The organism is Aquamicrobium sp. YD-1-mutant5 (assembly GCF_059509755.1).
Window position 1 is genome coordinate 191,252 of record NZ_JCAKKP010000004.1, and the last position, 25,225, is coordinate 216,476.

Annotated in this window: 24 protein-coding genes; 12 read left to right on the top strand and 12 right to left on the bottom strand. The window is 63.2% G+C overall.

Annotation, left to right across the window (positions count from 1 at the left end):
• Positions 1–244 precede the first annotated feature (244 nt).
• Positions 245–2,248, top strand: a complete 2,004-nt coding sequence (locus AC5XE7_RS08620) for a long-chain-fatty-acid--CoA ligase (protein WP_495365671.1) — start codon at positions 245–247, stop codon at positions 2,246–2,248.
• Positions 2,249–2,308: 60 nt separating this feature from the next.
• Here the strand turns inward: AC5XE7_RS08620 and AC5XE7_RS08625 are convergent, their stop codons facing one another.
• The 3 genes from AC5XE7_RS08625 to pgi are packed head-to-tail and all read right to left on the bottom strand — an operon-like array spanning position 2,309 to position 5,526.
• Positions 2,309–3,100, bottom strand: a complete 792-nt coding sequence (locus AC5XE7_RS08625; RefSeq protein WP_495365672.1) for a glutamate racemase — start codon at positions 3,098–3,100, stop codon at positions 2,309–2,311.
• Positions 3,101–3,155: 55 nt separating this feature from the next.
• Positions 3,156–3,863, bottom strand: a complete 708-nt coding sequence (locus AC5XE7_RS08630) for an HAD family hydrolase (RefSeq protein WP_495365673.1) — start codon at positions 3,861–3,863, stop codon at positions 3,156–3,158.
• 4 nt (positions 3,864–3,867) lie between these two features.
• The gene (gene pgi / locus AC5XE7_RS08635; RefSeq protein WP_495365675.1) at positions 3,868–5,526 is read right to left on the bottom strand and encodes a glucose-6-phosphate isomerase; all 1,659 of its coding nucleotides are present in this window, start codon (positions 5,524–5,526) and stop codon (positions 3,868–3,870) included.
• A gap of 302 nt (positions 5,527–5,828) precedes the next feature.
• On the opposite strand from pgi, the gene pdxR reads away from it, so the two are divergent.
• The gene (pdxR, locus tag AC5XE7_RS08640) at positions 5,829–7,319 is read left to right on the top strand and encodes a MocR-like pyridoxine biosynthesis transcription factor PdxR (protein ID WP_183826409.1); all 1,491 of its coding nucleotides are present in this window, start codon (positions 5,829–5,831) and stop codon (positions 7,317–7,319) included.
• A 137-nt stretch (positions 7,320–7,456) separates the two neighbouring features.
• Complete coding sequence (locus tag AC5XE7_RS08645) at positions 7,457–8,941, top strand: trimethylamine methyltransferase family protein (RefSeq protein WP_495365677.1); 1,485 nt, start codon at positions 7,457–7,459, stop codon at positions 8,939–8,941.
• A 98-nt stretch (positions 8,942–9,039) separates the two neighbouring features.
• Here the strand turns inward: AC5XE7_RS08645 and pyrC are convergent, their stop codons facing one another.
• From pyrC to aceA, 4 genes are all read right to left on the bottom strand, one after another.
• Positions 9,040–10,134 (bottom strand): dihydroorotase, encoded by a 1,095-nt coding sequence (gene pyrC / locus AC5XE7_RS08650; RefSeq protein ID WP_495365678.1) that lies wholly within the window; start codon positions 10,132–10,134, stop codon positions 9,040–9,042.
• 133 nt (positions 10,135–10,267) lie between these two features.
• A complete protein-coding gene (locus tag AC5XE7_RS08655; RefSeq protein WP_495365679.1) occupies positions 10,268–10,714 on the bottom strand; it encodes a response regulator in 447 nt (148 codons plus the stop codon).
• Between the two features lie 239 nt (positions 10,715–10,953).
• Positions 10,954–11,193 (bottom strand): SMc00767 family acetate metabolism repressor, encoded by a 240-nt coding sequence (locus tag AC5XE7_RS08660; RefSeq protein WP_183826419.1) that lies wholly within the window; start codon positions 11,191–11,193, stop codon positions 10,954–10,956.
• Between the two features lie 44 nt (positions 11,194–11,237).
• A complete protein-coding gene (gene aceA, locus AC5XE7_RS08665) occupies positions 11,238–12,527 on the bottom strand; it encodes an isocitrate lyase (protein WP_495365680.1) in 1,290 nt (429 codons plus the stop codon).
• A 249-nt stretch (positions 12,528–12,776) separates the two neighbouring features.
• Here aceA and AC5XE7_RS08670 point away from each other — a divergent pair, with 249 nt between their 5' ends.
• The 6 genes from AC5XE7_RS08670 to AC5XE7_RS08695 all read left to right on the top strand — a co-directional run bounded on the left by AC5XE7_RS08670 (position 12,777) and on the right by AC5XE7_RS08695 (position 19,787).
• Positions 12,777–14,207 (top strand): helix-turn-helix domain-containing protein, encoded by a 1,431-nt coding sequence (locus AC5XE7_RS08670; protein WP_495365682.1) that lies wholly within the window; start codon positions 12,777–12,779, stop codon positions 14,205–14,207.
• A 105-nt stretch (positions 14,208–14,312) separates the two neighbouring features.
• On the top strand, positions 14,313–15,260 hold the full coding sequence (locus AC5XE7_RS08675; protein WP_495365683.1) for a DMT family transporter: 948 nt from the start codon (positions 14,313–14,315) through the stop codon (positions 15,258–15,260).
• Positions 15,261–15,553: 293 nt separating this feature from the next.
• The gene (locus AC5XE7_RS08680) at positions 15,554–16,615 is read left to right on the top strand and encodes a polyamine ABC transporter substrate-binding protein (protein ID WP_495365874.1); all 1,062 of its coding nucleotides are present in this window, start codon (positions 15,554–15,556) and stop codon (positions 16,613–16,615) included.
• 233 nt (positions 16,616–16,848) lie between these two features.
• Positions 16,849–17,988 (top strand): ABC transporter ATP-binding protein, encoded by a 1,140-nt coding sequence (locus AC5XE7_RS08685; RefSeq protein ID WP_183826433.1) that lies wholly within the window; start codon positions 16,849–16,851, stop codon positions 17,986–17,988.
• 10 nt (positions 17,989–17,998) lie between these two features.
• On the top strand, positions 17,999–18,964 hold the full coding sequence (locus tag AC5XE7_RS08690; protein ID WP_495365684.1) for an ABC transporter permease subunit: 966 nt from the start codon (positions 17,999–18,001) through the stop codon (positions 18,962–18,964).
• Position 18,965: 1 nt separating this feature from the next.
• A complete protein-coding gene (locus AC5XE7_RS08695) occupies positions 18,966–19,787 on the top strand; it encodes an ABC transporter permease subunit (RefSeq protein WP_239800227.1) in 822 nt (273 codons plus the stop codon).
• A 101-nt stretch (positions 19,788–19,888) separates the two neighbouring features.
• Here AC5XE7_RS08695 and AC5XE7_RS08700 read toward each other — a convergent pair whose 3' ends face one another.
• A complete protein-coding gene (locus tag AC5XE7_RS08700; RefSeq protein ID WP_495365685.1) occupies positions 19,889–20,290 on the bottom strand; it encodes a ketosteroid isomerase-related protein in 402 nt (133 codons plus the stop codon).
• Between the two features lie 98 nt (positions 20,291–20,388).
• Between AC5XE7_RS08700 and AC5XE7_RS08705 the strand changes: the two genes are divergently transcribed.
• On the top strand, positions 20,389–20,976 hold the full coding sequence (locus AC5XE7_RS08705; protein WP_495365686.1) for a GNAT family N-acetyltransferase: 588 nt from the start codon (positions 20,389–20,391) through the stop codon (positions 20,974–20,976).
• Positions 20,976–21,845, top strand: a complete 870-nt coding sequence (locus tag AC5XE7_RS08710) for a carbon-nitrogen hydrolase family protein (protein WP_495365687.1) — start codon at positions 20,976–20,978, stop codon at positions 21,843–21,845. Before AC5XE7_RS08705 ends, AC5XE7_RS08710 begins: the two co-directional genes overlap by 1 nt.
• 77 nt (positions 21,846–21,922) lie before the next feature.
• On the opposite strand, the gene AC5XE7_RS08715 is transcribed toward AC5XE7_RS08710, so the two are convergent.
• From AC5XE7_RS08715 to AC5XE7_RS08725, 3 genes are read right to left on the bottom strand one after another with little or no spacing between them, the layout of a single operon-like run.
• Entirely contained in the window at positions 21,923–22,360 is a 438-nt protein-coding gene (locus AC5XE7_RS08715; protein WP_495365688.1) for an iron-sulfur cluster assembly scaffold protein, read from the bottom strand.
• The gene (locus AC5XE7_RS08720; RefSeq protein WP_495365689.1) at positions 22,357–22,782 is read right to left on the bottom strand and encodes a DUF1641 domain-containing protein; all 426 of its coding nucleotides are present in this window, start codon (positions 22,780–22,782) and stop codon (positions 22,357–22,359) included. The genes AC5XE7_RS08715 and AC5XE7_RS08720 overlap by 4 nt, the downstream gene beginning before the upstream one ends.
• Positions 22,783–22,823: 41 nt before the next feature.
• The gene (locus AC5XE7_RS08725) at positions 22,824–24,014 is read right to left on the bottom strand and encodes an NAD(P)/FAD-dependent oxidoreductase (RefSeq protein ID WP_183826453.1); all 1,191 of its coding nucleotides are present in this window, start codon (positions 24,012–24,014) and stop codon (positions 22,824–22,826) included.
• Positions 24,015–24,156: 142 nt separating this feature from the next.
• Between AC5XE7_RS08725 and AC5XE7_RS08730 the strand changes: the two genes are divergently transcribed.
• Positions 24,157–24,612 carry a helix-turn-helix transcriptional regulator gene (locus AC5XE7_RS08730; RefSeq protein WP_495365690.1) on the top strand — a complete coding sequence of 152 codons (456 nt, stop codon included), beginning with the start codon at positions 24,157–24,159 and terminating at the stop codon, positions 24,610–24,612.
• A gap of 35 nt (positions 24,613–24,647) precedes the next feature.
• Here the strand turns inward: AC5XE7_RS08730 and AC5XE7_RS08735 are convergent, their stop codons facing one another.
• Positions 24,648–25,217 (bottom strand): HutD/Ves family protein, encoded by a 570-nt coding sequence (locus AC5XE7_RS08735; RefSeq protein ID WP_495365691.1) that lies wholly within the window; start codon positions 25,215–25,217, stop codon positions 24,648–24,650.
• Positions 25,218–25,225 lie beyond the last annotated feature (8 nt).

The window sequence follows — 25,225 nt, forward strand, 5'->3', positions numbered from 1 at the left end:
AAGCTGTCCACTGTGTTTGGAAACCTCTTCCCGAGGCACTTTTATACGCAGCAAACCCCCGGATTTGCGCGTCCCTGCCGCTGCGGCACGGCTTGCAAGGGGTGTATTTGTCGCCATAGATAGAAATTCGCAGGGTGGGTAAGGTGATACTTCCATGAAGCATGGCAGGGGAAAGAGCTTTTCTTCTGACAGGAAGCGAGCCGGATGAGACCGCAGTCCCGAAGCTGGAACAAGGGAGGACGCATTGGCCAAGGCAACTACAGGTTCAGCAAAAGCTAAGCCCGTCGCGCGCGCAGCAAGCGCCGCCAAGGAAAAGACCGCACAAAAGCAGCCGGCAAAAAAGAGCGTCGCCGCAAAAACCGCTGCCGCGCCGAAAGCCGAAAAAGCCGCTCCTGAAAAGAAGCCTGTATCTGTAGCTGCAGCCGGCAAGACGAAGCCAGCCGCAAAAGCAGCGGCAAAGCCAGTTGCGAAGACCTCGACCAAGCCATCAGGCAAGCCAGTTGCCAGCCCGGCGGCAAAGCAGGCTGCGAAACCCGCAGCAAAATCAGCAAAAAAGGAGAACGCCCCCGCGCCGAAACAGCTTTCAAAGCCATGGCTTGCGAGCTATCCTTCGGGCGTCGCTGCCGAGATCGGACCGCTGAAAGCGTCTTCGATCGGCGCGCTGCTGGTCGATTCTTGCAATCGCTTTGCGGCCAAGCCCGCTTTCACCAGCATGGGCAGGACGATTTCTTATGCCGAGCTGGAAGTTCTTTCAGCCCATTTCGCGGCCTATCTGCAGTCGGTTGGTCTGGAGAAGGGAGCCCGCGTCGCGCTGATGATGCCCAATGTCCTGCAATATCCCATCGCCATGATGGCGGTGCTGAGGGCAGGTTACGTCGTCGTCAACGTCAATCCGCTCTATACGGCGCGCGAGCTGGAGCATCAGCTCAACGATTCCGGCGCCGAAGCCATCGTCATTCTGGAGAATTTCGCAAACACCCTTCAGACGGCCATCGGCAAGACCAAGGTGAAGCATGTGATCATCGCCGCCATGGGAGATCTGCTCGGCCTGAAGGGCGTGCTGGTCAATCTGGTCGTGCGGCGTGTCAAGAAGATGGTTCCCGACTGGTCGATTCCGGGCCATGTCTGGTTCAACGCCGCGCTGAAAGTGGGTGCGGGCAGGAAGCTGAGGCCGGTCGATGTCGGGCAGGACGACATCGCCTTCCTGCAATATACGGGCGGGACGACAGGCGTTTCCAAGGGCGCCACCCTGCTGCACCGCAACGTGCTGTCGAATGTGGCGCAGCTGGCGATCTGGGTTGAGGACGCTTACACGGTCAAGCCGAAGCCGGAAAATCTGGTCTTTGTCTGCGCGCTGCCACTCTATCACATTTTCGCGCTGACGGTGAATGCGCTGATGGGCATGGAGCAGGGCGCCCTCAACGTGCTGATTCCCAATCCGCGTGACATTCCCGCATTCGTGAAGGAGCTGCGCGGCCGCCAGTTCAACATTTTCCCCGGCCTGAACACGCTGTTCAATGCGCTTCTCAACAATGAAGAATTCCGCAAGCTGGATTTCAGCTCACTGGTGCTGTCGATCGGCGGCGGCATGGCCGTGCAGCAGGGGGTTGCCGATCGCTGGAAGGCGCTGACCGGAAATCACATCACCGAGGGGTATGGGCTTTCCGAGACCTCTCCTGTCGCCACCACCAACAAATGCTCGTCGTCCGAGTTCACCGGCACCATCGGTCTGCCCATTCCGTCGACCGAGGTGGCGATCCGCGACGACGACGGCAACGACGTGGCGCTGGGCGAGGTGGGTGAGATCTGCATCCGCGGCCCGCAGGTGATGGCCGGTTACTGGAACCGGCCGGAGGAAACCGAGAAGGCCATGACGCCGGACGGCTTCTTCAAGACCGGCGACATGGGGTTCATGAATGCCGAGGGCTTCACCAAGATCGTCGACCGCAAGAAGGACATGATCCTTGTGTCCGGCTTCAACGTCTATCCCAACGAGCTGGAAGAGGTTGTCGCCAACCATCCGGGCGTTCTGGAGGTGGCTGCCGTCGGCGTGCCGGATGAGAAGTCGGGCGAGGTGCCGAAGCTGTTCGTGGTGCGGCGTGACCCCGACCTCACTGCCGAGACGCTGATCGCCTATTGCCGGGAAAACCTCACCGGCTACAAGCGTCCGAAATACATCGAGTTCCGCGATGAGCTGCCGAAGACTCCGGTTGGCAAGATTCTGAGGCGCGAACTGCGCGATTCCTGATCTGCCTTCCCGACACCGATAAAAGTCACAAAAGCCCGCGTCCTGCGGGCTTTTGCATTTTCAGGTGACGGTCACGGCGTGAAGCGGGATGTCGATGCCCAGCCTGTCGAGCATGGCTTTGAAGGCGGCGATGCCATAATGCTCGCTTTCCGTCACGAGCCCCATGATGCGCCCGCTGCCACCCTGTTCGGGCGTAAGCGCCGCCACAATGTCCTGCGCCGGATCGATGAACGCGCAGTCGGGACGCGCGGCAGCGAAGAATGACGCCAGCCATGGCAGATGCGTGCTCGACAGCGTCAGCACGTCTGTATCGGGGTGCCGGTCGCGGACTTCTTCCATGAAGGCGCTGACAAGACGTTGGGTGCCTGCCGGATCGAACAGGAAGGAACCGTTCTCGACCAGCTCGACCATGGGCGAGGCGTTGATGAGGGCGATCTGATCCGGATTGGTCGCGTGCGTTGCCACGAAGCGCGCCAGCATCGGGCTTTCGATCAGCGATTTCACGCCCATTATGCCGACCCGTCCGCTCCGCGTCTGCGAAAGTGCGGCGCCGAGCGGCGGATGCACCCCAAACAGCTTCGGGCCGGGGTCGCGCTGCAATTCGTCCAGCACCATGATCGAGGGGGCGTTGGAGGCGATGACAATGGCGGCAGGTTCATACCGGCCGAGGAAAGCGATGGTCCGGCGCATGATGGCCAGCAGCTGTTCCCGTCCCTTGTCGCCATAGGGGAAGCTGGCGCGGTCGGCGAAGTAGAGAATATCCTGCTTCGGGAATGCCTTGTGGATTTCCTCCACGATGGCATAGCTGCCGATGCCCGCGTCGAAGACGGCGACCGGTCGATGCAGGCTCATGCGCGTTCTCCCCTCATGTGACATCCGGGGGGGGGGGGGGACTTCGCGAAATTGCTCAGACCGACGCCAGATAGGCCGGCAGGTCGGCGACCGAATCCAGCATCACATCGGCCAGAGGGGAAAGCGATTCGCGCGTGCCGGTGCCGGAAAGAACGCCGATGGCCAGTCCGCAGCCGCCGGCGCGCGCCATGTCGAGATCGTGGCGGTTGTCGCCAACCATGGCCAGTTCGGAAGGCTTCAGGCCGGTCAGGTCGCAGAAGGCGACCACGGTGTCGGGCGCCGGCTTGGCATTGGCGACCGCGTCGTAGCCATAGGCGGCCTCGAACAGTTGCGCGATGCCGAGCGCCGACAGCGTCTTCTCGCAGCCCATCGTGGAATCATTGGTCGCGACGCCCAGCCGGTAGGAGTGCGCATGCAGATCGCCCAGCGCGCCGATGATGCCGGGAAGGGCGACCGCCATGGCGGCGCCCTTGTCGGTGGTCATCCGGTTGAAGTGCTCGACCGCGTCGAGCTGTTCGCGCCGCGAAAGTTTTGGGAACCACAGCTCGATGATGTCGAGATTGGTGCCGGCCGCAAATACGGAATCCGCCCTGAATTCATGTGTCTGCGGGTCGAGGCCGGCAGCCACGAGCAGCGTGTCCGCCTTGTCCCTGTCGCCGCCGGATGCCTCCATCGCCATCAGTTCGGCCACTGCCGACCACGTTGCATGGAAGTCGACAAGCGTGCCGTCCTTGTCGAACAGGATTCCCTTGATGGCGGCCAAGTCTCTACCCCTCTTTCAGGTCGAAAATCTGTTTCACCAGACCGGCCGTCGAGGCATCTCTGTCTGCGGCGCTTTCCTTGCCCTCAACGACAGGCAGCAACCGTGTTGCCAGCTCCTTGCCGAGTTCGACCCCCCATTGGTCGAAGGAGTTGATATTGTAAAGCACCCCTTCGACAAAGACGCGGTGTTCGTAAAGCGCGATCAGCCGTCCGAGCGTTGCCGGATCGAGCAGCCTGTAGAGAATGGTGATCGAGGGGCGGTTGCCGGAGAAGACGCGGTGGGGCGCCAGCCTCTCCACCCTGGCCGGATCCATGCCGCCGGCAAGCATTTGCGCGCGCGCTTCTTCCAGCGTGCGGCCTTTCATCAGCGCTTCGGACTGGGCCAGGCAGTTGGCCAGCAAAAGGTCGTGGTGGTGCTGCAATTCCGGCTCATGTCCGTTGGCGGCAACGAGGAACTCCACCGGAATGATGTCGGTGCCTTGATGCAGCAGCTGGAAGAAGGCGTGCTGGCCATTGGTGCCAGGCTCGCCCCACACCAGCGGCCCGGTCGGCGTGGTGACCGGCGTGCCGTCGAGCGATGTGCTCTTGCCGTTCGATTCCATGTCGAGCTGCTGGAGATAGGCAGGCAGGCGCGACAGGCGCTGATCGTAGGGGATGACGGCACGGGCCGGATAGAGGCACACCACGCGGTGCCACCAGCCGACGAGGCCGAGCAGCGCGGGCAGGTTTTCGGAAAGGGGGGCGGTACGGAAATGTTCATCCATCTCATGCGCGCCGGCCAGCATGTCGCGAAAACGCTGCGGGCCGATGGCGATCATCACCGGCAGGCCGATCGCACCCCACACGGAATAGCGCCCGCCGACCCAGTCCCAGAAACCGAACACCCGGTCCGCTCCGATGCCGAAGGCGGCGACAAGATCGAGCGCCGTCGAGACGGCGGCGAAATGATGCGCCACGGCTTTCTCGCCCAGCGCCTGTGCGATCCAGCGCTTCGCCGTCTGTGCATTGGTCATCGTCTCCACCGTGGTGAAGGTCTTGGATGCGACGATGACAAGCGTCGTTTCCGGGTCGAGCCCGGCAAGCGTGTCGTGGATATGGGCGCCGTCGATATTGGAGACATAGTGGGCGCGCGGGCCGTCATGATAAGACGCCAGCGCCAGCGTGACCATGACGGGGCCGAGATCGGAGCCGCCGATGCCGATATTGACGATGTCGGTGATGGCCTTGCCGGTCGCGCCGCGTGCCCTGCCGCTGCGGATGGCTTCAGCGAAGGTGCTCATCGCGTTCAGAACCGAGGCGACGTCCTTGCCGATCGACGGCCCGTCGCCCGCCTGCTGTCCCTCTGTTAGTGGTCCGGATGCACCCGGATTGCGCAATGCGGTGTGCAGAACGGCGCGGTCCTCGGTGACATTGATATGGGTGCCAGCGAACATGGCGTCGCGTCGCGCCTCGACGCCGCACGCGTCGGCCACCTTGCCCAGAAGGGCCATGGTGGCGTCATCGACCGCGCATTTCGACCAGTCGAGCAGCATGTCGCCCTGTCTGGCGGAAAAGCGGCTGAAGCGCTGCGGATCGGCCTGAAAGGCAGCGCGCATATCCATGGATACGGACGAGCGCTGCGCGCGAAGATCATCGAGAATCTGGCTGAAGGCGGAACGGTCCACGGACATCTCCGTATGTGGATGCGACAAGGTGGGCGGCCACCCGGATCGGTTCGCGGGGAATGTAGAGCGTTCCCCCGCCATGGGAAACACCCTCTTGCCCGGTTCCACCCCGGCATGTCGCCGCATTTCTTATCCCACCATATTTAAATCGATTCAATCGGTGGATTACCCGTGAAATCGGCCTGATCGATCACTGGCATAAATCTATAGGATCAGAATTATTGATTGGCTTAATTGCTTGTGCCAAGCAACACTCCTCTGGTCCACGCAGCCAGAAAAGACTGTCCACCAGGGAGGTGATCATGTCCCAGCGAAACGACACGGCCATCTGGTCGGGCCTTTTCCGTATATCCGCAGAATCGGGGCAAACCCTTCAGGCGCAGATCAGGCAGGCCATCGTCGCAGCCATCCTTGACCGGCAGATCGCGGCCTCCATGCCGTTGCCGTCCTGCCGCATTCTGGCGGAAAAGCTCGGCGTCGCGCGCGGCACCGTGGTGCTGGCCTTCCAGCAGCTCGTCGATCAGGGCTTCCTGATCGCGCGCGAGCGGCGCGGCCATTTCGTCAACCCCGATGTGCTGGCGACGCCGGCCAAGCCGCAGAAGGCGCCGGAACAGTCGAATGAGATCGACTGGAAGGCGCGCCGGCGCATTGCAGCCTCCGACATGCCGCCGCCGAACAAGCACGAGAACTGGATCAAGTCCTCCTACCCCTTCGTCTACGGCCAGTTCGATCCGGGCCTGTTTCCGACCGCCGAATGGCGCGAATGCAACCGCATGGCGCTGGCGGTGCTGGAAATCCGCAACTGGGCCTCGGACATGGTCGACCGCGACGACCCTCTGCTGATCGAGCAGATCCAGGCGCGCCTGCTGCCGCGCCGGGGCATCTTCGCCAATCCAGACGAGATTATCGTCACGCTGGGCGCGCAGAATGCGCTCTACATGCTGGCCACGCTTTTGATGGGCAAGGGCTCGAAAGTGGCGATGGAGGACCCCGGCTATCCCGATGCGCGCTCCATCTTCCAGCTTTCCGGCGCCGAAACCGTGCCGGTGCCGGTCGACCAGTCGGGCATCGTCACCGACCGCATTCCGACCGATGCCGGTTTCGTGTTCGCCACGCCGAGCCATCACTGTCCGACCATGGTGCCGCTTTCCGAGGCGCGCCGGCAGGACCTGCTCGACCGCGCCGACCGCTACAACCAGATCATCATCGAGGATGGCTATGACAGCCAGCTGATGGACGACGCGCCACAGCAGGCGCTCAAGAGCAGCGACCGCTCGGGGCGCGTCATCTATGTCGGGTCGATGTCGAAGACGCTCGCCCCCGGCCTGCGGCTTGGTTACATCGTCGCCTCGGCGGGGCTGATCGCCGAGCTTCGGGCGCTGCGCCGCTTCATGCTGCGCCACCCGCCGGCCAACAATCAGCGCGCCGTGGCGCTGTTCCTGTCCCTCGGCCATCATGAAGCGCTGGTGCGGCGGCTTTCGACCGCCTTCGAAGAGCGTCGCAAGCGCCTGCGGCAGGCCGTTGCCGCCTTCCTGCCGGAGTGGCGTTCAAAGCATCCGGGTGCCGGAACGTCACTGTGGCTGGAGGCGCCGCAAGGCGTCAACGCCTTCGACCTCGCCGCTGCCGCGGCCAGCCGCAGCGTCATCATCGAACCCGGCAACCGCTATTTCGGTTTTGATGAGCAGCCATCACGCTTCGTGCGGCTGGGTATTTCGTCAATCGCCCTGCAGCATATCGAGCCGGGCATTCGCGAACTGGCAACAGCAGCCGGTCGCCGGCCGGCCGCTGCCTGAGCCATTGCTTTGCCATCGCCTTCCTTGATTGAGCCAATGCTTTGGCACAGAAGCCGGACACCCATGGCTCATCGCTGGCGTGCATCGGGCGCGCATAATCTTTCCCGGATGCGGTCTTGCAAGCGGGAGACGCGGTGATGAAACAGGCCCTGCCGGAACCGCCGGCTGCCGGGGCGGCGGGCTCATGCTATCTGCCGCTGAGTGAAGGCGACGTCGGGCGCATCCATGAGGCTGTGCTCACCGTTCTGGAAACGGTGGGTTTTGCCGATGCCATCCCCTCCTGCATCGAGGCGCTGACGGGTGCCGGTGCCTTACTGGGGGAGGACGGGCGGATCCGCTTCCCGCGCAGTCTGGTGCGCGATACGATCAGCCGCGCTGCCCGCAACATCACCCTGCATGGGCAGGACCCTCGCCACGACCTGCATCTTGACGGAAGCCATGTCCATTTCGGCACGGCCGGCGTCGCCGTCAATCTGGTCGATGCCGCACAGCGCATCTGGCGCGAAACGCGCCTGCAGGACATCTATGACGCGGCCCGGCTTGTCGAAGGGCTGGACAACATTCATTTCTTCCAGCGCCCCATGGTCGCCCGCGATATCGCCGATCCGCTGGAGCTGGATTTCAACACGCTTTATGCCTGTGTCGCCGGCACCACCAAGCATGTCGGCACCTCCTTCACCGTCCGCGAGAACGTGAAGCCGGCACTTGAAATGCTGCACATGATCGCCGGCGGCGAGGACAAGTTCCGCGCCCGGCCCTTCGTTTCCAGCTCAAGCTGCTTCGTCGTTTCCCCGATGAAGTTTGCCGAGGATGCCTGCGGCGTGATGGAGGAATGCGTGCGCGGCGGCCTGCCGATCCTGGTGTTGTCCGTGGGGCAGGCCGGTATCACCGCCCCTGCCGATCTGGCCGGAGCCGTGGTGCAGACCGTGGCCGAGGTGCTGGCCGGCCTTGTCTATGTCAATGCGCTGAAGCCCGGCCATCCGGCGATCTTCGCGGCCTGGCCCTTCGCCTCCGATCCGCGCACCGGGGCCATGGCCGGCGGGTCGCCGCAGCAGGCGCTTCTTGGGGCCGCCTGCGCCCAGATGGCGCGCTTTTACGATCTTCCTTCGTCGACGGCCGCCGGCATGACCGATGCCGGATTGCCGGACAGCCAGTCGGGCTATGAGAAGGGCATCACCGACATGCTTGCCGCATTGAGCGGTGCGCATCTGGTCTATGAGGCCGCCGGCATGCATGGCTCGCTGCTCGGCTTTTGTCTGGAAAGCCTGATCATCGACAACGACATGCTGGGCCACTGCCTGCAAAGCCGTGTGGGAATGGCGGCTGGCGACGAGCAATTGTCGGCATCCCTGATTGCGCGGACCTGCCTTGGCGGTCCCGGCCATTATCTGGGTAGCGGCAAGGGACAGCCCGACTCCACGACCGCGCCCGGCCAGGAGCGCTGGCAGTTTCGCGAGCGTGACCAGAACGGCCTCAGCGATATCGTCACCCATGCCGTGGCCGAAAAGAAGCGCCTGCTGGCGGAGCGCTTTCCCCGCCATATCCCGCGTGGGATGGACGACCGCCTGCGGGCCCGCTTCGGCGACCTTGTTCGCCTGCCGCGTGGGGCGATGGGCGGGTAAGACCTGTTATGGACGGACAGGCCCGCAAGCTGGAAAACGGTTGCAGCAGGCAATCATCCCAGCGAAACGGCGACGTGGAGATGACGAGCGATCCTGTCTCAGCCGGTCACTTCGCCGATCGACCACGGCAGGGTCTCACCGCCGCGAAACACCACGATGTCCTCGTCCTCGATCGGTACGGCGGCGACCGCGACACTGGGTTTCCTGACCAGCGTTACCGTGCCCTTGTTCGGCTCCAGCCCATGGAAGCGCGCGCCGTTGAGCGATGCGAAGGCCTCGAAGCGGTCCAGCACCCCTTCCTCGTCGAAGACCTGCACATAGGTCTGCAGGGCGGTGACGCCCCCGAACACGCCGGCCGAGCAGCATTCGGCCTGCTTGGCTGAGCGCATATGCGGGGCGCTGTCGGTGCCGATCATGAAGCAGCTTTCACCGGAGGTGATCGCCTTGCGCAGCGCGAGGCGATGGCTCTCGCGCTTGGCGACCGGCAGGCAGTAGAGGTGCGGGCGCAGGCCTCCCTGAAAGATCGAGGTGCGGTTGATGACGAGATGGTGCGGCGTGATCGTGGCGGCCACGCGCGGCGCATGGGCGCGCACGATGTCGACGGTGCCGGAGGTGGTGGCGTGCTCGACAACAACCTTCAGCCCCTGATGCCGCTTCAGCATCGGCAGGAGCGTGCCTTCCATGAACACTTCTTCGCGGTCGAAGATGTCGACGTCCGGATCCGTGGATTCGCCGTGGATCAGAACCGGCATGCCGATCTTCTCCATCCGCTCCAGCACCGGTGAAAGCCCGGCAAGGTCAGATACGCCGTGGCTGGAATTGGTGGTGGCACCCGCCGGATAAAGCTTGGCGGCGATCCACACGCGTTCGGCAAAGCCGCGCTCGATCTCGTCGGGATCGGTGCGGTCGGTGAGATAGCAGGTCATCAGCGGCTCGAAAGCGGAGCCTTCGGGACGCGCCGCCAGAATACGTTCGCGATAGGCGAGCGCATCGGCCACAGTTACAACCGGCGGAACCAGATTGGGCATGATGATGCCGCGCGCAAACTGGGCCGCCGTATAGGGCAGAACCGCCTTCAGCATGGCGCCGTCGCGCAGATGAACATGCCAGTCGTCCGGGCGGGGGATGGTGAGCGTGGGCACGGTCCCGGCCTTCTGATCGGCGCTGGCGTCGAAAAGCGCGTCGATGGACATGGGTACTCCTTCTCACCTGTGATGACGCGCAGATGCGCGCATTCGTCCCTGACAGAGCGATATACATGGGGCGGCTGAAAAAGGCAGTCAGCTTGGGGGCCTGCGACGAAAAATTACGGCCGTAAGGGCGCCCTCAGCTCAGCAACTGGCTCAGCACCGGCTGCAACTGTTCCGGCGTGATCGGCTTGGCCACCACGGCGTCGAAGAGACCGGACAGCGTAAGTGCGTCTGTGGTGGCGCCAAGACGCGTCGACAAAAGCACAAGCGCGGGCCGCAGGCCGCCAGTGGCGCGCCTCAGCGCGGCGATCACAGGTATCAGCGCATCACAGTCGCTGTTTTCGGAGCCGCCGTCGAGCACGATGATGCCCGGCAACAGAGACCGAAGTGCGCGTGCGGCTGTCTCGGGAGATTCCATGACCGGCTTCAGTCCAAGCCCCTCGACGATCTTGGCGACCACGATCTGGGTGATGCGCGATCTGCCGACGACCATGACTCGGGACAGATCGGCGGGGCCGCCATCGTTCGCAAACTTGCCGCGTCCGAAGCCAGTGCTGCCGTTGTGATCGAAGTACGAGGACAAGTCGACCTACACCGTCTGCTCAATGCAGGGTTGAAACTATCCTCCTTTTGGGTGACCTCATCCCACCTGTCAAGTTAATAGAAAGTGGCACTCCGTGTGCCACCGCCGCAAAAAGGAAAATCGCCTCCGCAGCGGCTGCGGAGGCGACTTCAGGGCAGGGAGCCCGGATGAACCGTGTCCCCACGGTTCGTCCACCACCCCGGCTTACGAGGCATGCGGGGTGGCGGATTGCGTGCGGCTCAGTTGTGAGCCTGGGTGACGATCACCGGGATGAGCAGGTCGCCCCAGTTGCCTTCGCCGCTGTGATGGCGGGCCGAGCGGACCAGTTCGACCGACACGCCGGCCTCGACGGCCTTCATCACGGACTGGTTGAGGCGATGCAGGTCATTGGCCAGCATGCGGATCGCGGACTGCTGGTCGGTGTTCATGGCCGAAGACTGTTCCTCGGCCCTTTCCTTGACTCGGGTGATCGGTGCCATTTTGGTTCTCCCTGGGAATGACGGCTTTCTGGCCGCCGGGTCTGTTATTCCGCAGCCGGGCGGAACTGTTCGGTTTCGGTGGATTCGCCCATGGCGGTGGTCGAAGACTGACCGCCGGTGATGGCGAGCGACACGGCGTCGAAGTAGCCGGTGCCGACCTCGCGCTGGTGCTTGGTCGCGGTGTAGCCGTTGGCTTCCGCCGCGAATTCGGCTTCCTGCAGCTCGGAATAGGCCGCCATCTGGCGATCCTTGTAGCCGCGGGCCAGCTCGAACATGCCGTAGTTGAGCTGATGGAATCCGGCCAGCGTGATGAACTGGAACTTGTAGCCCATGGCGCCCAGTTCACGCTGGAATTTGGCGATGGTGGCGTCGTCCAGGTTCTTCTTCCAGTTGAAGGACGGCGAGCAGTTGTAGGCGAGCAGCTTGCCCGGATGCGCCTTGTGCACGGCCTCGGCGAACCTGCGGGCCTGTTCCAGATCCGGCTTGCCGGTCTCCATCCAGATCAGATCGCAATGCGGCGCATAGGCAATGGCGCGGGCGATGCACGGCTCGATGCCGTTCTTCACCTGATAGAAGCCTTCGGCGGTGCGGCCGGCATCCTGGTCGACGAAGGGCTGGTCGCGCTCGTCGATGTCGGAGGTGAGCAACTTGGCGGCTTCGGCGTCGGTGCGGGCGACGATCAGCGTCGGAACGCCCATCACGTCGGCGGCGAGGCGCGCGGCGTTGAGGTTGCGGATGTGGGCCGCCGTCGGGATCAGGACCTTGCCGCCCAGATGGCCGCACTTCTTTTCAGAAGCGAGCTGGTCCTCGAAGTGAACGCCTGCGGCGCCTGCCTCGATGAAGGCCTTCATGATCTCGAAGGCGTTGAGCGGACCGCCGAAGCCGGCTTCGGCGTCGGCGACGATCGGCGCGAACCAGGTGTCGACAGAAAGACCCTTGCCTTCCGCCGTCTCGATCTGATCGGCGCGCTGCAGCGTGCGGTTGATGCGCTTGGCAAGCTCGGGTGCGGCGTTGGCCGGGTAGAGCGACTGGTCGGGATACATGGCGGATGCCGTGTTGGCGTCGGCAGCGACCTGCCAGCCCGACAGATAGATGGCCTTCAGTCCGGCGCGGACCATCTGCATGGCCTGGTTGCCCGACAGCGCGCCCAGCGCGTTGACGAAGTCTTCCTCATGGATGAGCTTCCACAGGCGGTTGGCGCCGTTCTCGGCCAGCGTGTGCTTGATCTGCACCGAGCCGCGCAGCCGCTTCACGTCTTCCGGGGTGTAGGGACGCTCGATGCCTTCGAAACGGCCTTCCGGCGCGGACGGGACGAGGTTGTAAAAATCGGTCATTTACAGCTCCAGCAGTTCGGTTGTGAAAGTCTCCGGCATTCGCCTCGCCATCCGGATTGGCGTCTGCCTCTGCGACTTGATTTACATTGCGGTGCGGTAAAGGCGAGAAAAACCGAGATTTTCGGCTGAAAATAAAGGAAAATCTGTGTTGCGTTTGACAGATTGCGGTTGTAAATTTGTCAAAATTGTAAAAACCAATAAATGGGAAATTCCCGGACGGTTTTGTAAAATCGTGTAAAATGCTGTCCCATGGCTGAACAGAAGATCTTTGCGGGCCCCCGCATCCGCCGCATCCGCAACGCCAAGGGCCTGACCCAGACGGCGATGGCCGAGGGGCTGGGCATCTCGCCCTCCTATCTCAACCTGATCGAGCGCAACCAGCGTCCGCTCACCGTGCAGCTCATCCTGCGGCTGGCTTCCGTCTACAAGGTCGAGCCTGATGAATTGCAGGCACAGGCCGGCGGGTCGATCGCGGCCTTGCGGGAAATGTTCGCCGATCCGCTGCTTTCGGGCGAACTGCCGGGCGAGCAGGAACTGGTGGAGGTGGCGGAGGCCGCACCCAATGCGGCGGCGGCGATGATCAAGCTCTACCGCGCCTATCGCGAGCAGGCCGAACGTCTGTCGGACCTCAACGAGCTGCTGGCGCGCGAAGGGCGGGGCACCGCGCTTTCCGGCGCGCGCCTGCCGATGGACGAGGTGCACGAGGTGTTCGAGCGGCGGCCGAACCATTATCCGGCACTCGAGGAGGAGGCAGAAGCCTTCATTCGCGTGCTGGAGCCGGGCGAGGATCTCCACGGTGCGCTGAAAGCCTGGCTGAAGCGTGAATATGGCATCACCGTGCGCGTGCTGCCGGTGGCGACCATGCCCAACTGGCGTCGCCGGTACGACAGGCATTCGCAGCGCCTGTTCCTGTCGGAGCGGCTGTCCCCCTTCGATCAGCTGCGTGAGCTGGCGATGGAAGCCTGCCTGATGCGCATGTCGGTGGCCATCGCGGCCGAGATCGCCGCACTGAAGCTGTCGAGCGATGAGGCGCGGCGGCTGGCCCGCTTCGAGCTTGGCCGCTACGCCGCCCACGCGCTGATGATGCCCTATCAGGCGTTTCTCGCAGCCGCACAGCGCGCCCGCTACGATGTCGATGTGCTGCGCTCGCGCTTTTCCGTCTCGTTCGAGCAGGCCGCCAACCGGCTTACCATGCTACAGCGGCAGGGCAGCGCCGGCGTGCCCTTCTTCATGCTGGAGGTGGACAATGCCGGCCATCCCTTCCGCAAGGCGGGCAGCGCCGGCTTTCCGCACAGCCGCTTCGGCGGTGGCTGTCCCAAGCTCGCCGTACATGCCGCCTTCACCCAGCCGGGGCAGATTTTCGTGGAAGCGGTGGAAATGCCGGACGGGGCGGAGTTCCTCACCATGGCCCGCACGCTGGAAGGGCCGCAGGGCGCCTTCAACGAGCGGCCGCGCCGCACCGCGCTGCTGCTTGCCTGCGACATCGCCTACAAGGACGAGGTCGTCTACGGCGCGGCACTGCCGGGTACGATGTCAGGTTCGGGCGCAATCACACAGGTTGGCCCGGCGTGCCGGCTGTGCGAGCGGCCGGGCTGCCTGTCGCGTGCAGCGCCGCCAGTGACGCGCCCGCTCGGTCTCGACGAGATGGTGACGGGTCTGAGCGCCTTCGATTTCCAGTAGGAACTGATCCTGAGGCCAATGGTTCGGTGCAGTCTGGACCTTCTTCGGCACCGCTTTGTGCGTTAGATGTGCTCCCGACTACAGCGCGGCGCTTGGGAGGGTAGCATGGCTGAGGTTGCATCGTCCGATGCCGTTGCTGCAGCGCCGGCGCGTACCTCGCGATATGGCGCCGCACTGGTCTTTCTGTCGGCCCTGTTGTGGAGCCTTGGCGGCGCGATTGCCCGTTATATCGATGCTGCCGATCCGTGGGCGGTGATCTTCTGGCGATCGCTGTGGGCGACGGCCTTCCTCATCGCCTACATGCTCTGGCGCGACGGCTGGCGTGGCACCGTGCGGATGTTCCGCGACATGGGGCTGCCGGGGCTGGCCGTGGCCGCCTGCTTTGCCACGGCATCGATCTGCTTCGTGGTGGCCCTTTCCTACACCACCGTTGCCAACATCCTGCTGATACAGGCCGGCGTTCCGCTGATCGCGGCGCTGTTTGCGTGGATCGCCCTGCGTGAGGCCGTATCCGGCGGTACATGGGTCGCGATCTTCTTCGTCATCGTTGGGGTCGGCGTGATGGTGTCGGAAACGCTGGGCGGATCGGTTTCGCCGATCGGCGACGGGCTGGCGCTGGCCATCACCTGTGCGCTCGCCACCGCCACCGTCATCACCCGTCGTTTCGCCAATGTGCGCATGACGCCGGCGACGTGCTTGGGAACCGTCTTCGCCGCTCTCATCGCGCTCACGCAGGCCTCTTCGCTTGCCGTGTCGGCGCACGACATGGCCTTCCTGTTCGCTTTTGGCGTCATCAACCTTGGCCTCGGCCTTGCCTGCTTCGCCACCGGGGCGCGCCTGATTCCTGCCGCCATGGCGGCATTGCTCGGCACCTTCGAGACCATACTGGGTCCGGTCTGGGTCTGGCTGGCCCATGCGGAAGTGCCGTCGGGGCGCACGCTGATCGGCGGGGCCATCGTGTTCGCCGCGCTGCTCGTGCATATCGCGCGCGAATTCCGGCGTCATTCCCAGCCGCCCCGGCCGGGCGTCAGCGGTCTGCCGGCCCCCAACTGAGCCTGCCCCAGCGTCAGCACAGGACCATTGACAAAGCCTCCGTGCCACAGGCAGGCTGGGCCAAAGGCAACAATGAGACAGGCCGATCTTGCCAGAACGGGTTTTTCCGCAGAACCGGCAAACTTCGCACAAACGTCATCGTGCGCACGCCGAATGTCGCTTGTTGATCCTGAGAAAGCTCAATAGATTGAAATACATGTCCGGCTGAACCGCCTGAGCGCGGGCCGGAAGGGGAATACTTGGGAAGGGAGTATCTTATGCAGCGCAAATCAGCCGTTCTTCTGGCGACCACAATGCTTGCGACAGGCTTCGCCTTCGCGGCTGCGGCGCAGGAGCGTGTCGTCAATGTCTACAACTGGTCCGATTACATCGATTCCTCGATCATTGACGACTTCACCAAGGAAACAGGCATCAAGGTCGTCTACGATGTCTATGATTCCAACGAAATTCTGGAAACCAAGCTTCTGGCCGGTGGCAGCGGCTATGATGTCGTCGTGCCGACCAGCAGTTTCCTCGCGCGGCAGATCGAAGCCGGCGTCTATCAGAAGCTCGACAAGTCGAAGCTGCCCAATCTGTCAAACATGTGGGATATGGTGAGCGATCGCACCGTGGTGTTCGACCCCGGCAACGAATATTCGATCAACTACATGTGGGGCACGATCGGCATCGGCTACAATGTGGCCAAGATCAAGGAGGTGCTGGGTACCGACGAGATCGACAGCTGGAAAACGGTGTTCGATCCTGAGCAGGCCGCCAAGCTGAAGGACTGCGGCATCAACTTCCTCGATTCTCCCACGGACATGATCCCAGTCACGCTGGCCTATCTCGGCCTCAATCCCGACAGCCACGAGCCGGACGACATCGCGAAGGCCGAGGAAGCCTTGCTCAAGGTTCGCCCCTTCGTGCGCAAGTTCCATTCCTCCGAATTCATCAACGGCCTCGCCAATGGCGACATCTGCATCGCGGTCGGCTGGTCGGGTGACGTGTTCCAGGCGCGTGATCGTGCGGAGGAAGCCGATAATGGCGTCGAGCTGAACTACGTGATTCCAAAGGAAGGTACGCAGATGTGGTTCGACCAGATGGCGATCCCGGCCGATGCACCGCATCCGGAAGAGGCCCACGCTTTCCTCAACTACATGATGAAGCCGGAGGTCATCGCGAAGTCATCGAACTATGTGTACTACGCCAATGGCAACAAGGCCTCGCAGGAATTCCTCGATGAGGGCGTGCATGATGACCCCGCCGTCTATCCGCCGGATGATGTGATGGCCAAGCTGTTCGTCAACACGCCACTCGATTCCAGGACGCAGCGCCTTTTCACCCGCACATGGACCAAGGTGGTGACGGGTCAGTAATTGAGGAAGCCCCGGTTCGCGCCGGGGCTTTCTTCCGTTCAGTTGCAGGGCGGTGCCGGAACAGGAGCGAGAAGCGTCCGGACGGCCACTCAAGCATGTCGCCCGGAAGTGGGAATCGGTTTCGGGACAACGACATGCGTCAAAACAACAACTGAAAGCGTAAGGAGCGAATCTGAAAGATCGCGACACGCTTTCGGGAAAATGGTCTGCCGCGCGGCGGGGGAGAGGCAAGCATGAAGTCACTGGGCAGCATCCGCCGGGATTTCGCGCCGTGGAGCGATCCGCAGGCGAAGCCCTATATCAGGTTCGAGAACGTCACCAAGCGCTTCGGCGACTTCACCGCCGTCAACAACCTGTCGCTGTCCATCTATGAGCGCGAGTTCTTCGCCCTGCTGGGTGCTTCCGGTTGTGGCAAGTCCACGCTTCTGCGCATGCTGGCCGGGTTCGAGGAACCCACGTCCGGGAAAATTCTGCTCGACGGACAGGATCTGCGCGGTATCCCGCCCTACCGGCGGCCGGTCAACATGATGTTCCAGTCCTATGCGCTGTTCCCGCATATGAGCGTGGAGAAGAACATCGCCTTCGGCCTGAAGCAGGAAGGCATGCCGAAGGCCGACATCGACAGGCGCGTGGCCGAGATGCTGAAGCTGGTCAAGCTGGAGCGCTTTGCCAGCCGCAAACCCCACCAGCTCTCCGGCGGCCAGCGGCAGCGCGTGGCGCTGGCCCGCTCGGTTGCCAAGCGCCCGAAAGTGCTGCTGCTCGACGAGCCGCTCGGCGCGCTCGACAAGAAGTTGCGCGAGGAAACCCAGTTCGAGCTGATGGACCTGCAGCAGGAGCTTGGGCTGACCTTCGTGGTCGTCACCCACGATCAGGAAGAGGCCATGACCATGGCCGACCGCATCGCCATCATGGACAAGGGCGAGGTGATGCAGGTGGCGACGCCGGCCGAGATCTACGAGGCGCCCAATTCGCGCTTCGTCGCCGGCTTCGTCGGCAACGTCAACCTGTTCGAGGGCAATGTCGCCGAGCGCGCCGACAACACGGTGCGCATCACCGGCGGGACCGGCGCGCAGATAACGGTCGAGAATGTGGGCGATGCGGCGAAGGGCAATGACGTCGCCTTCGCCATCCGCCCGGAAAAGATCAGGATTTCGTCGCGCCGGCCGGAAAATGCGGTGAACGTTCTGGAGGGGGAAGTCTATGACATCGCCTATCTTGGCGACATGACGACCTATTATGTGAAGCTCGATGACGGCCAGATCGTGCGGGCTTCCATTCTCAATGCGGCGCGCATCATGGACGATCCGCTCACCTGGAGCGACCGCGCCTGGATCTCCTTCCGGCCCGATGCCGGCGTGGTGCTGACGAGTTAGGGGGGCGGTCATGTCGAACCTTGCCGCTTCCGCCCCCATTGCCGCCGCTGCGCAAAAACCCTTTCTGAACCGCCTCGCATCCGGCATCACCAGCCGGCTCGTGATCATCGTGCCCTATGCGTGGCTGCTGTTTTTCTTCCTCGTTCCCTTCGTCATCGTCTTCAAGATTTCGCTGTCGCAGAGCGCCATCTCGATGCCGCCCTATGCGCCGTCCATCGATTTCAGTGAAGGGATTGCGGGCCTGTGGGCCGCCCTGAAGGAACTCAGCTTCGACAATTATGTCTGGCTGACGGAAGACCCGCTCTACTTCAACGCCTATATTTCCAGCGTGATGATTGCCGGTGTGTCCACACTGCTGACGCTGCTGGTCGGCTATCCGATCGCTTATGGCATGGCGCGCGCGCCGGCATCGCTCCGCCCCACGTTGCTGATGCTGGTCATCCTGCCGTTCTGGACCTCGTTCCTGATCCGCGTCTACGCCTGGATCGGCATTCTCAAGCCGGAAGGCCTGCTCAACCAGTTCCTGATGAGCATCGGCGTCATTTCCACGCCGCTGGTGATCATGAACACCTATACGGCGATCTATATCGGCATCGTCTATTCCTACCTGCCTTTCATGGTGCTGCCGCTCTATTCTTCGCTTGAGAAGATGGACAACTCGCTGATCGAGGCGGCGCAGGATCTCGGCTGCCCGCCGATCAGCGCCTTCTGGAAGATCACCTTCCCGCTGTCGCTGCCGGGTGTCATCGCCGGCTGCCTGCTGGTGTTCATCCCGGCCGTCGGCGAGTTCGTCATCCCCGACCTGCTCGGCGGCTCGCAGACGCTGATGATCGGCCGCACGCTGTGGAACGAGTTCTTCGCCAACCGTGACTGGCCGGTGGCCTCGGCGGTGGCCATCATCCTGCTTCTGGTGCTGGTCATCCCGATCGTCCTCTTCCAGCACGCGCAGGCCCGCGCCCAGGAACAGGATCGCTGACATGAACGCCACCTGGAGCCGCTTCAACATCGTCTCGATCGTGCTGGGCTTTGCCTTTCTCTATCTGCCGATCGTGCTTCTCGTCGTCTTCTCCTTCAACGCCTCGCGCCTCGTCACGGTCTGGGGCGGGTTCTCGACGCAATGGTATGTGTCGCTGTTCCGCAATCAGGGCCTGATGGATGCCGCGTGGGTGACGATCCGCGTGGCGCTGGTCTCGGCCTCCGCCGCCACCGTGCTCGGCACCATGGCGGCACTGGTGCTGACCCGCTACACGCGCTTCCGGGGCAGGGTGCTGTTCACCGGCATGGTGTTCGCGCCGCTGGTCATGCCGGAGGTCATCACCGGCCTGTCGCTGCTGCTCCTGTTCGTGGCCATCGGCCTCGATCGCGGCTTCCTGACCGTCACGCTCGCCCACATCACCTTTTCCATGTGCTTCGTGGCGGTGGTGGTGCAGTCGCGGCTGATCTCGTTCGACCGGTCGCTGGAAGAGGCAGCGATGGATCTCGGCGCGCCGCCGGTGAAAACCTTTTTCCAGATCACCCTGCCGGTGATCGCACCCGCCATCATCTCGGGCTGGATGCTGGCCTTCACCCTGTCGCTCGACGATCTGGTCATCGCCAGCTTCGCCTCCGGGCCGGGTGCGACGACGCTGCCGATGAAGATCTACAGTCAGGTGCGGCTTGGCGTGACGCCGGAGATCAACGCGGCGTGCACCATCCTGATCGCCATCGTCTCGGTCGGCGTCATCGCCGCCTCGATCGTCAACAAGCGCCGCGAGGTGCAGCGCCGGCGTGACGAGCAGGCGGCCATGCGGCTCGACTGAGCGGACCTGAAACGAAACGGGCGCCGATGGTTTTCCCGGCGCCCGTTTTTTTTATGCCTGTCCCCGCTTTTTCAGCGGGGCGCTGCTTTAATCCCGTAGGATCAGGCGCTGACCTGCGCGATCCAGTCGTTGAGATTGTAGTAGTTGGAGATGCGCGCGACCTTGCCGTCGCGGATCTCGAAGAAGGCGCCGGCGGGCAGCACGTATTTCTGGCCTTTGGCTTCCGGCAGGCCTTCGTCGGTTGCCAGATATTCGCCGTTGACGGTGAATTCGGCCGCACCGCGCGTGCCGTCGGCGCTTTCCATGATGGCGATGTCGGTGAGCCGCTCGCGGTAGCTGCGGTTCATCTTGTCCATGAAGCTGCGGAAGACGTCCTTGCCGGTCTGGCGTTCGCCCTGATTGATGTCATGCGCCACGTCATCCGTCAGCAGGCCAAGGAAGGCATCCATGTCCTGACGATTGAAGGCGTCGTAATAGGCGGAAATGATGTCTTTGGCGCTCATGATCTCTCCCTGTTCGCAAACGCAATGGCCAATTCCGGTTTCAAGCCCTATAGCAGCTTGTCAGGCTTTTGAAGTCCGGGAGGGGTCTGGAAGCGACAATGCATATCGTGGTTCGGCAAGGGCCGGAGATCGGCCCTCATATTGACGATCTGGCGCGGTTGCGCATCGAGGTGTTCCGGGCTTTTCCCTATCTCTATGAAGGGTCTCTGGACTACGAGCAGAACTATCTGGCGACCTATGCGAAATCGCCCGAAAGTCTGTTCGTGCTGGCCTTCGACGGCGAGCGCGTCGTGGGCGTCTCGACCGGAATGCCCATGGATCATGAGACAGAGGCGTTCAGGAAGCCCTTTGTCGAAGGTGGCTGGGACCCGTCGCGCATCTTCTATTTCGCTGAATCCGTGCTGCTCTCCTCCTATCGCGGACAGGGCATCGGCGTGCGTTTCTTCGAGGAGCGGGAGGCCTATGCCCGCAGCCTTGGGCGGTTCGCGCATTGCTGCTTCTGCGCGGTGGAGCGCCCTGCCGATCATCCGCTGCGCCCTGCCGGTTACGTTCCGCTCAACGGCTTCTGGAACAAGCGCGGCTACGTGCATCAGCCGCAGCTTCTCACCGAATTCTCGTGGCGCGACATTGGCGAGAATGAGGAAAGCGCCAAGCCCATGTCGTTCTGGATGAAGGAACTGCGCTGATGGTGAAGTTTGCCTCCTGCCAATATGCCATCGAGCTGTTCGACGGCTGGGATGCCTACGCCATGCATCTGGAGCAACTGGCCGGTGAAGCGGTGGAAGCCGGAGCGCAATTGCTGCTGCTGCCCGAATATGCCGCCATGGCGCTCACCGGGCTGTTACCGGAAGAGGAGCGCGGCGACCTGCACAGATCGATCGCCGCGATCCAGCCGCTCATCCCGCGCTGGCTGGACCTGTGTGAGGCCATTGCACGTCGCCATGGCGTGTGGTTCTGCCCCGGTTCGGCTCCCGTTCTCGATCCGGACGGCAAATACCGCAACCGTGCCTTTCTGTTCGGGCCGGACGGGCTTGCCGGCCATCAGGACAAGATCATCATGACGCGGTTCGAGCGCGAGCAATGGTTCATCGCCGCCGGCACCGAGGGTTTGCGCAGTTTTGATACGCCGCTGGGCAGGGTCGGCATCCTGATCTGCTACGACAACGAGTTTCCGATGCTGGCCCGCAAATTGGCGGAAGATGGCGTAGACCTGATCCTTGCGCCGAGCTGCACCGACACCGAGGCCGGCTATCATCGCGTGCGCATCGGCGCGCAGGCGCGCGCACTGGAAAACCAGTTGGCCGTTCTGGTGTCGCCGACCGCCGGCTTCGCGCCATGGTCGCCGGCGGTGGACGAGAATTTCGGCCGCGCAGCGCTCTATGTGCCGGCCGACTACGGCATGCCGCCGAGCGGGATTTTTGCCGAAAGCGAGGCCGTCGCCACGCAAACTAGCCAATGGCTGATCGGCGAGATCGATCTGGAAAAGGTCGCCGCCCTGCGGCGCGAGGGCCAGGTTGCGCTCTATCGCGACTGGCCGGAACAGTTCGGAGTGTAGAGTAATTCCGGCGGAGGTCCGAAGCGGTTTTCAATTCGGAAAAAGCAGAATGCTCCAGCCGCTCAGCCCAGCTTAGGTCAGCCCAGCTTGCCGGCAGCTTCCGCAAGCGCGTCGAAAGGCAGCATGATCGAGCCGTGGCGGGTCGGGAATGCCCGTGCCGCCGTGAACATGCCGAGCTCTGCCCAATGATCGGGAAAGACTACATCTTCGCCCGTCAGCAGGACGGCGAGCTGTGCGCCCGCTTCTCCGATCTCGGCAAAACTTCGCCCCGGCGCCTTGGCAACCACGACCGCCGTCGAGGCCATGCCCAGCGTGCAGGCGCGGGCCCGATATCCCAGCGCGGTGATGGTTCGTCCGTCATGGCGTATGTCGAGCGCGAGCGTGCTGCCGCACAGCGGGCTGGTACGGCTCACGGTGAGGTCGGCGGGCACGAGGCGGGCATCGTTGCGCACTTTGCGCGCCCAGTCCCGTACCCGCGCCTGATAGAGGCTGTCGAGGTCGCCCTCCGTGGTCATTCCTCCACGTCGTTGTTCATCTGGCGGCCGAGCACGGCGAGGAACTGCAGCACGAAATGCAGGCCGCGGCGCACGTCCTCGTTACCGGCCGTGCGCAGGAGGCCGAACAGCGTTGGCACCGGCAGGGTAGCTGCCTGGTTCTGCGCATAGCGGGCGGCGTTGCCCAGCGCCCAGGCGGTGCCGATGGATTCCTCATAGGCTTTCATCAGCTTCTGGACCATGGCGTCGTCGAACATGTCGACGCCGTCGGAGGCCAGAGAGAGCAGGTCCACGACATTGTGGAAGCGGCGGCCCTGAATGAGCGGCGCGACCTTTTCCAGAAGCTCCTTCAGGCCGCGTTCCGTCGCCTCGTCCAGCAGCGGCGAGAGCGCTGCGGCGGTTTCCGTCAGGGTTGCGCCTGTGTCCGAACTGGATGTGTTCAAGGTGATGTCCTCCCCGGAGGCTGCATGTCTTTTCGTGATGTTCAGATGATGCCGCGCGCGACGGACCAGTAGATGCCGCGGTTGAAGGCTTTGCGCAGCAGCCCGCCCACTTTCGTCGGCGGGGTCGGGTGCACGTCCTCGTCATAGTCGTACCAGAGCGGCATGCCGGCCTCGAGACCCATCTGCGCCACCGCCTGCACCTTGCCGTCATAGACGTCCACGGTGCGGCCGAGGCGCAGGTCACCGGCGATGTTGTTGGCGATGATCGGGCACTGGTTGTGGCAGGAGCCGCCGGCCTTGGAGATCGGCAGGTCGACCGTATCACCCATCACATAGGCGTTGGGGAAGCCTTCGAGCTGAAGCGTCTGGCGGTTGGTGGGCAGCCAGCCTTCATTGTTGGCAGCCTGCGAAACGCCGCTTTCCAGCACGGCGTCGACGGCACGGATCGGCGGCGTGCACATGAGCAGGTCGAAGCCTTCCTCCTTGCCCTCCTCCGAGGTGGCGACCTTGCGTTCGGGGTCGACCGAGGCCAGCGTGAAGCCGCGCTGGTATTTGATGCCCTTGCTCTCGAAGATCGCCGGCATCACCTCGCACACCTCCTGCTGCAGGAACAGGCAGTTGCGCAGAAGCTGCGAAACGGTCGGATAGGTGTAGACGATCTCCACCTGATCGCGCACGCCCTTGCGGCGCAGATATTCGTCCAGCATCAGCGTGGTTTCCACCGGCGCGATGCCGCACTGATGCGGCACGTTCGGCGTTTTCGGGAAATTGACGGTGATGAAGATGCGGCCCTTTTCGAACTTCCGCAGCCTCTCGGCCATCTGAAGCGCGGGCTTCTGCTGATAGAAATAATCGCCGGCTTCCTTCAGGCCGGGAATGCGCTCCGGCGCAGGCAGGCAGCCGGTCGAAACGACGATGTAGTCGTAGCCGATGGTCTTGCCGCTCTGCGTCTTCACCTTGGAGCCGGCGAAGTCGAAGCTGGTGACCTTGTCGACGCGGAAATCGATTTCCGGGCGCAGCAGCGACTGCTGCTTGCGGCGCAGTTCGCCCTCGAAGAACATGTCGAAGGCGACATACATGAAGGCCGGCTTGTAATAGTGCCAGGGCGAATCCGAAAGCAGGGTGACTTTCACGGCGCCGCGCGCCACTTCAGGATAGAGCTTGGCCACGATGCTGTTGGCGGTCATCGTGCCGCCAATGCCGCCACCCACAACAAGTATGTGCTTGGTCAAGAAAGCCTCCCTCAGGCGGCCGCCTGCATGTCGGCGGCAACATGTCATGACCTCACGCTAGCATGGGAAATTAAGTGCCGGTTGCGGCAATGCTTCCAATCTGGAAGCATGCTGTTTCAGCGTATCATGCAGGAGGCGAGACGTGGACGATCAACACATCCGTGCCGTTGTGCAAACGCAGATCATCGAATGCCTGAACCGGTTCTACGCGATCGAGACGGGCATGTGGGGCGGGCCGCTCCATGCCCTGATCATCCGCACCGTGATCGCGGGTGAAAATCAGGGCCGGCTCTACGATATTTCAGCCATTGCCAATGTGCTGGACCTGCCCCTCACCACCGTGCACCGTAAGGTGCGCGAGCTGGAGGAAATGGGATTTCTCTACAGGCAGCGTGACGGCCGCTCGGTCTATCTGCGCCCCACGCAGCGCACCTGCGTGAAGCTGGACAAATCCTTCGAGGAGATGATCTGCGCGGTGCGGCTGCTCTACCGGATGCCCTCGCCGCAGACGTTTCTGAAATATGTGGTGGACGCCGGGCCGCACCCGGCATTGCGCTTCTATGGCGAGACGGACGACGAGGCTGCACAGACGCACTGACCGGGCGGCCGGAGCCGCAGCGCCGGCCTGATCGGTCAGACCGGCGCGATGACGATGTGCAGGATTTGCGCGGCTGTCTCCGTGCGATTGACGAAGCCTTCGCCTGCGTCGAGCGCGATTGCATCGAAACGCTCGATGGTCAGCTCCTCGCCATCGGCATCGATTCTGGCTGTGGTATTGAAAACCGCCCAGCCCGCGCCGGTTGTGGTGAAACGCGCGCCCGGTTCGAGCGTCAGGCGCTGCATCTCATGCGTACAGCGCCCGCGCCGTGTCATGATGTTGAGGTCGATGGTCGGCCCGCCCGTGTTGCGGCTGGAAATCGTCCAGTCGCCCGGGAAGGCGAAGGGCGCACCGTCGGGCCGCAGCTCGACGGTTTTCCCCTCAGGCAGATCGAGCGCCAGCCCCGGACCGTCGAGCAGGGCGATGGTGCGGTCGATGCCGGCGAACACCGAAAAGGGTCCGTCGGCGCCGACATGGGCGATCGACAGCCGCCAGTCGAAACTGTCGGTGTCGCTGCCTGCCGGGAAGGCCGCCACCTCTTCGGTGAGGCCCTGCCCGTTCTTCCATGCCATGCGCTTGTGGTCGGCGCGGCGCGCGATCTTCATGGCCTGCC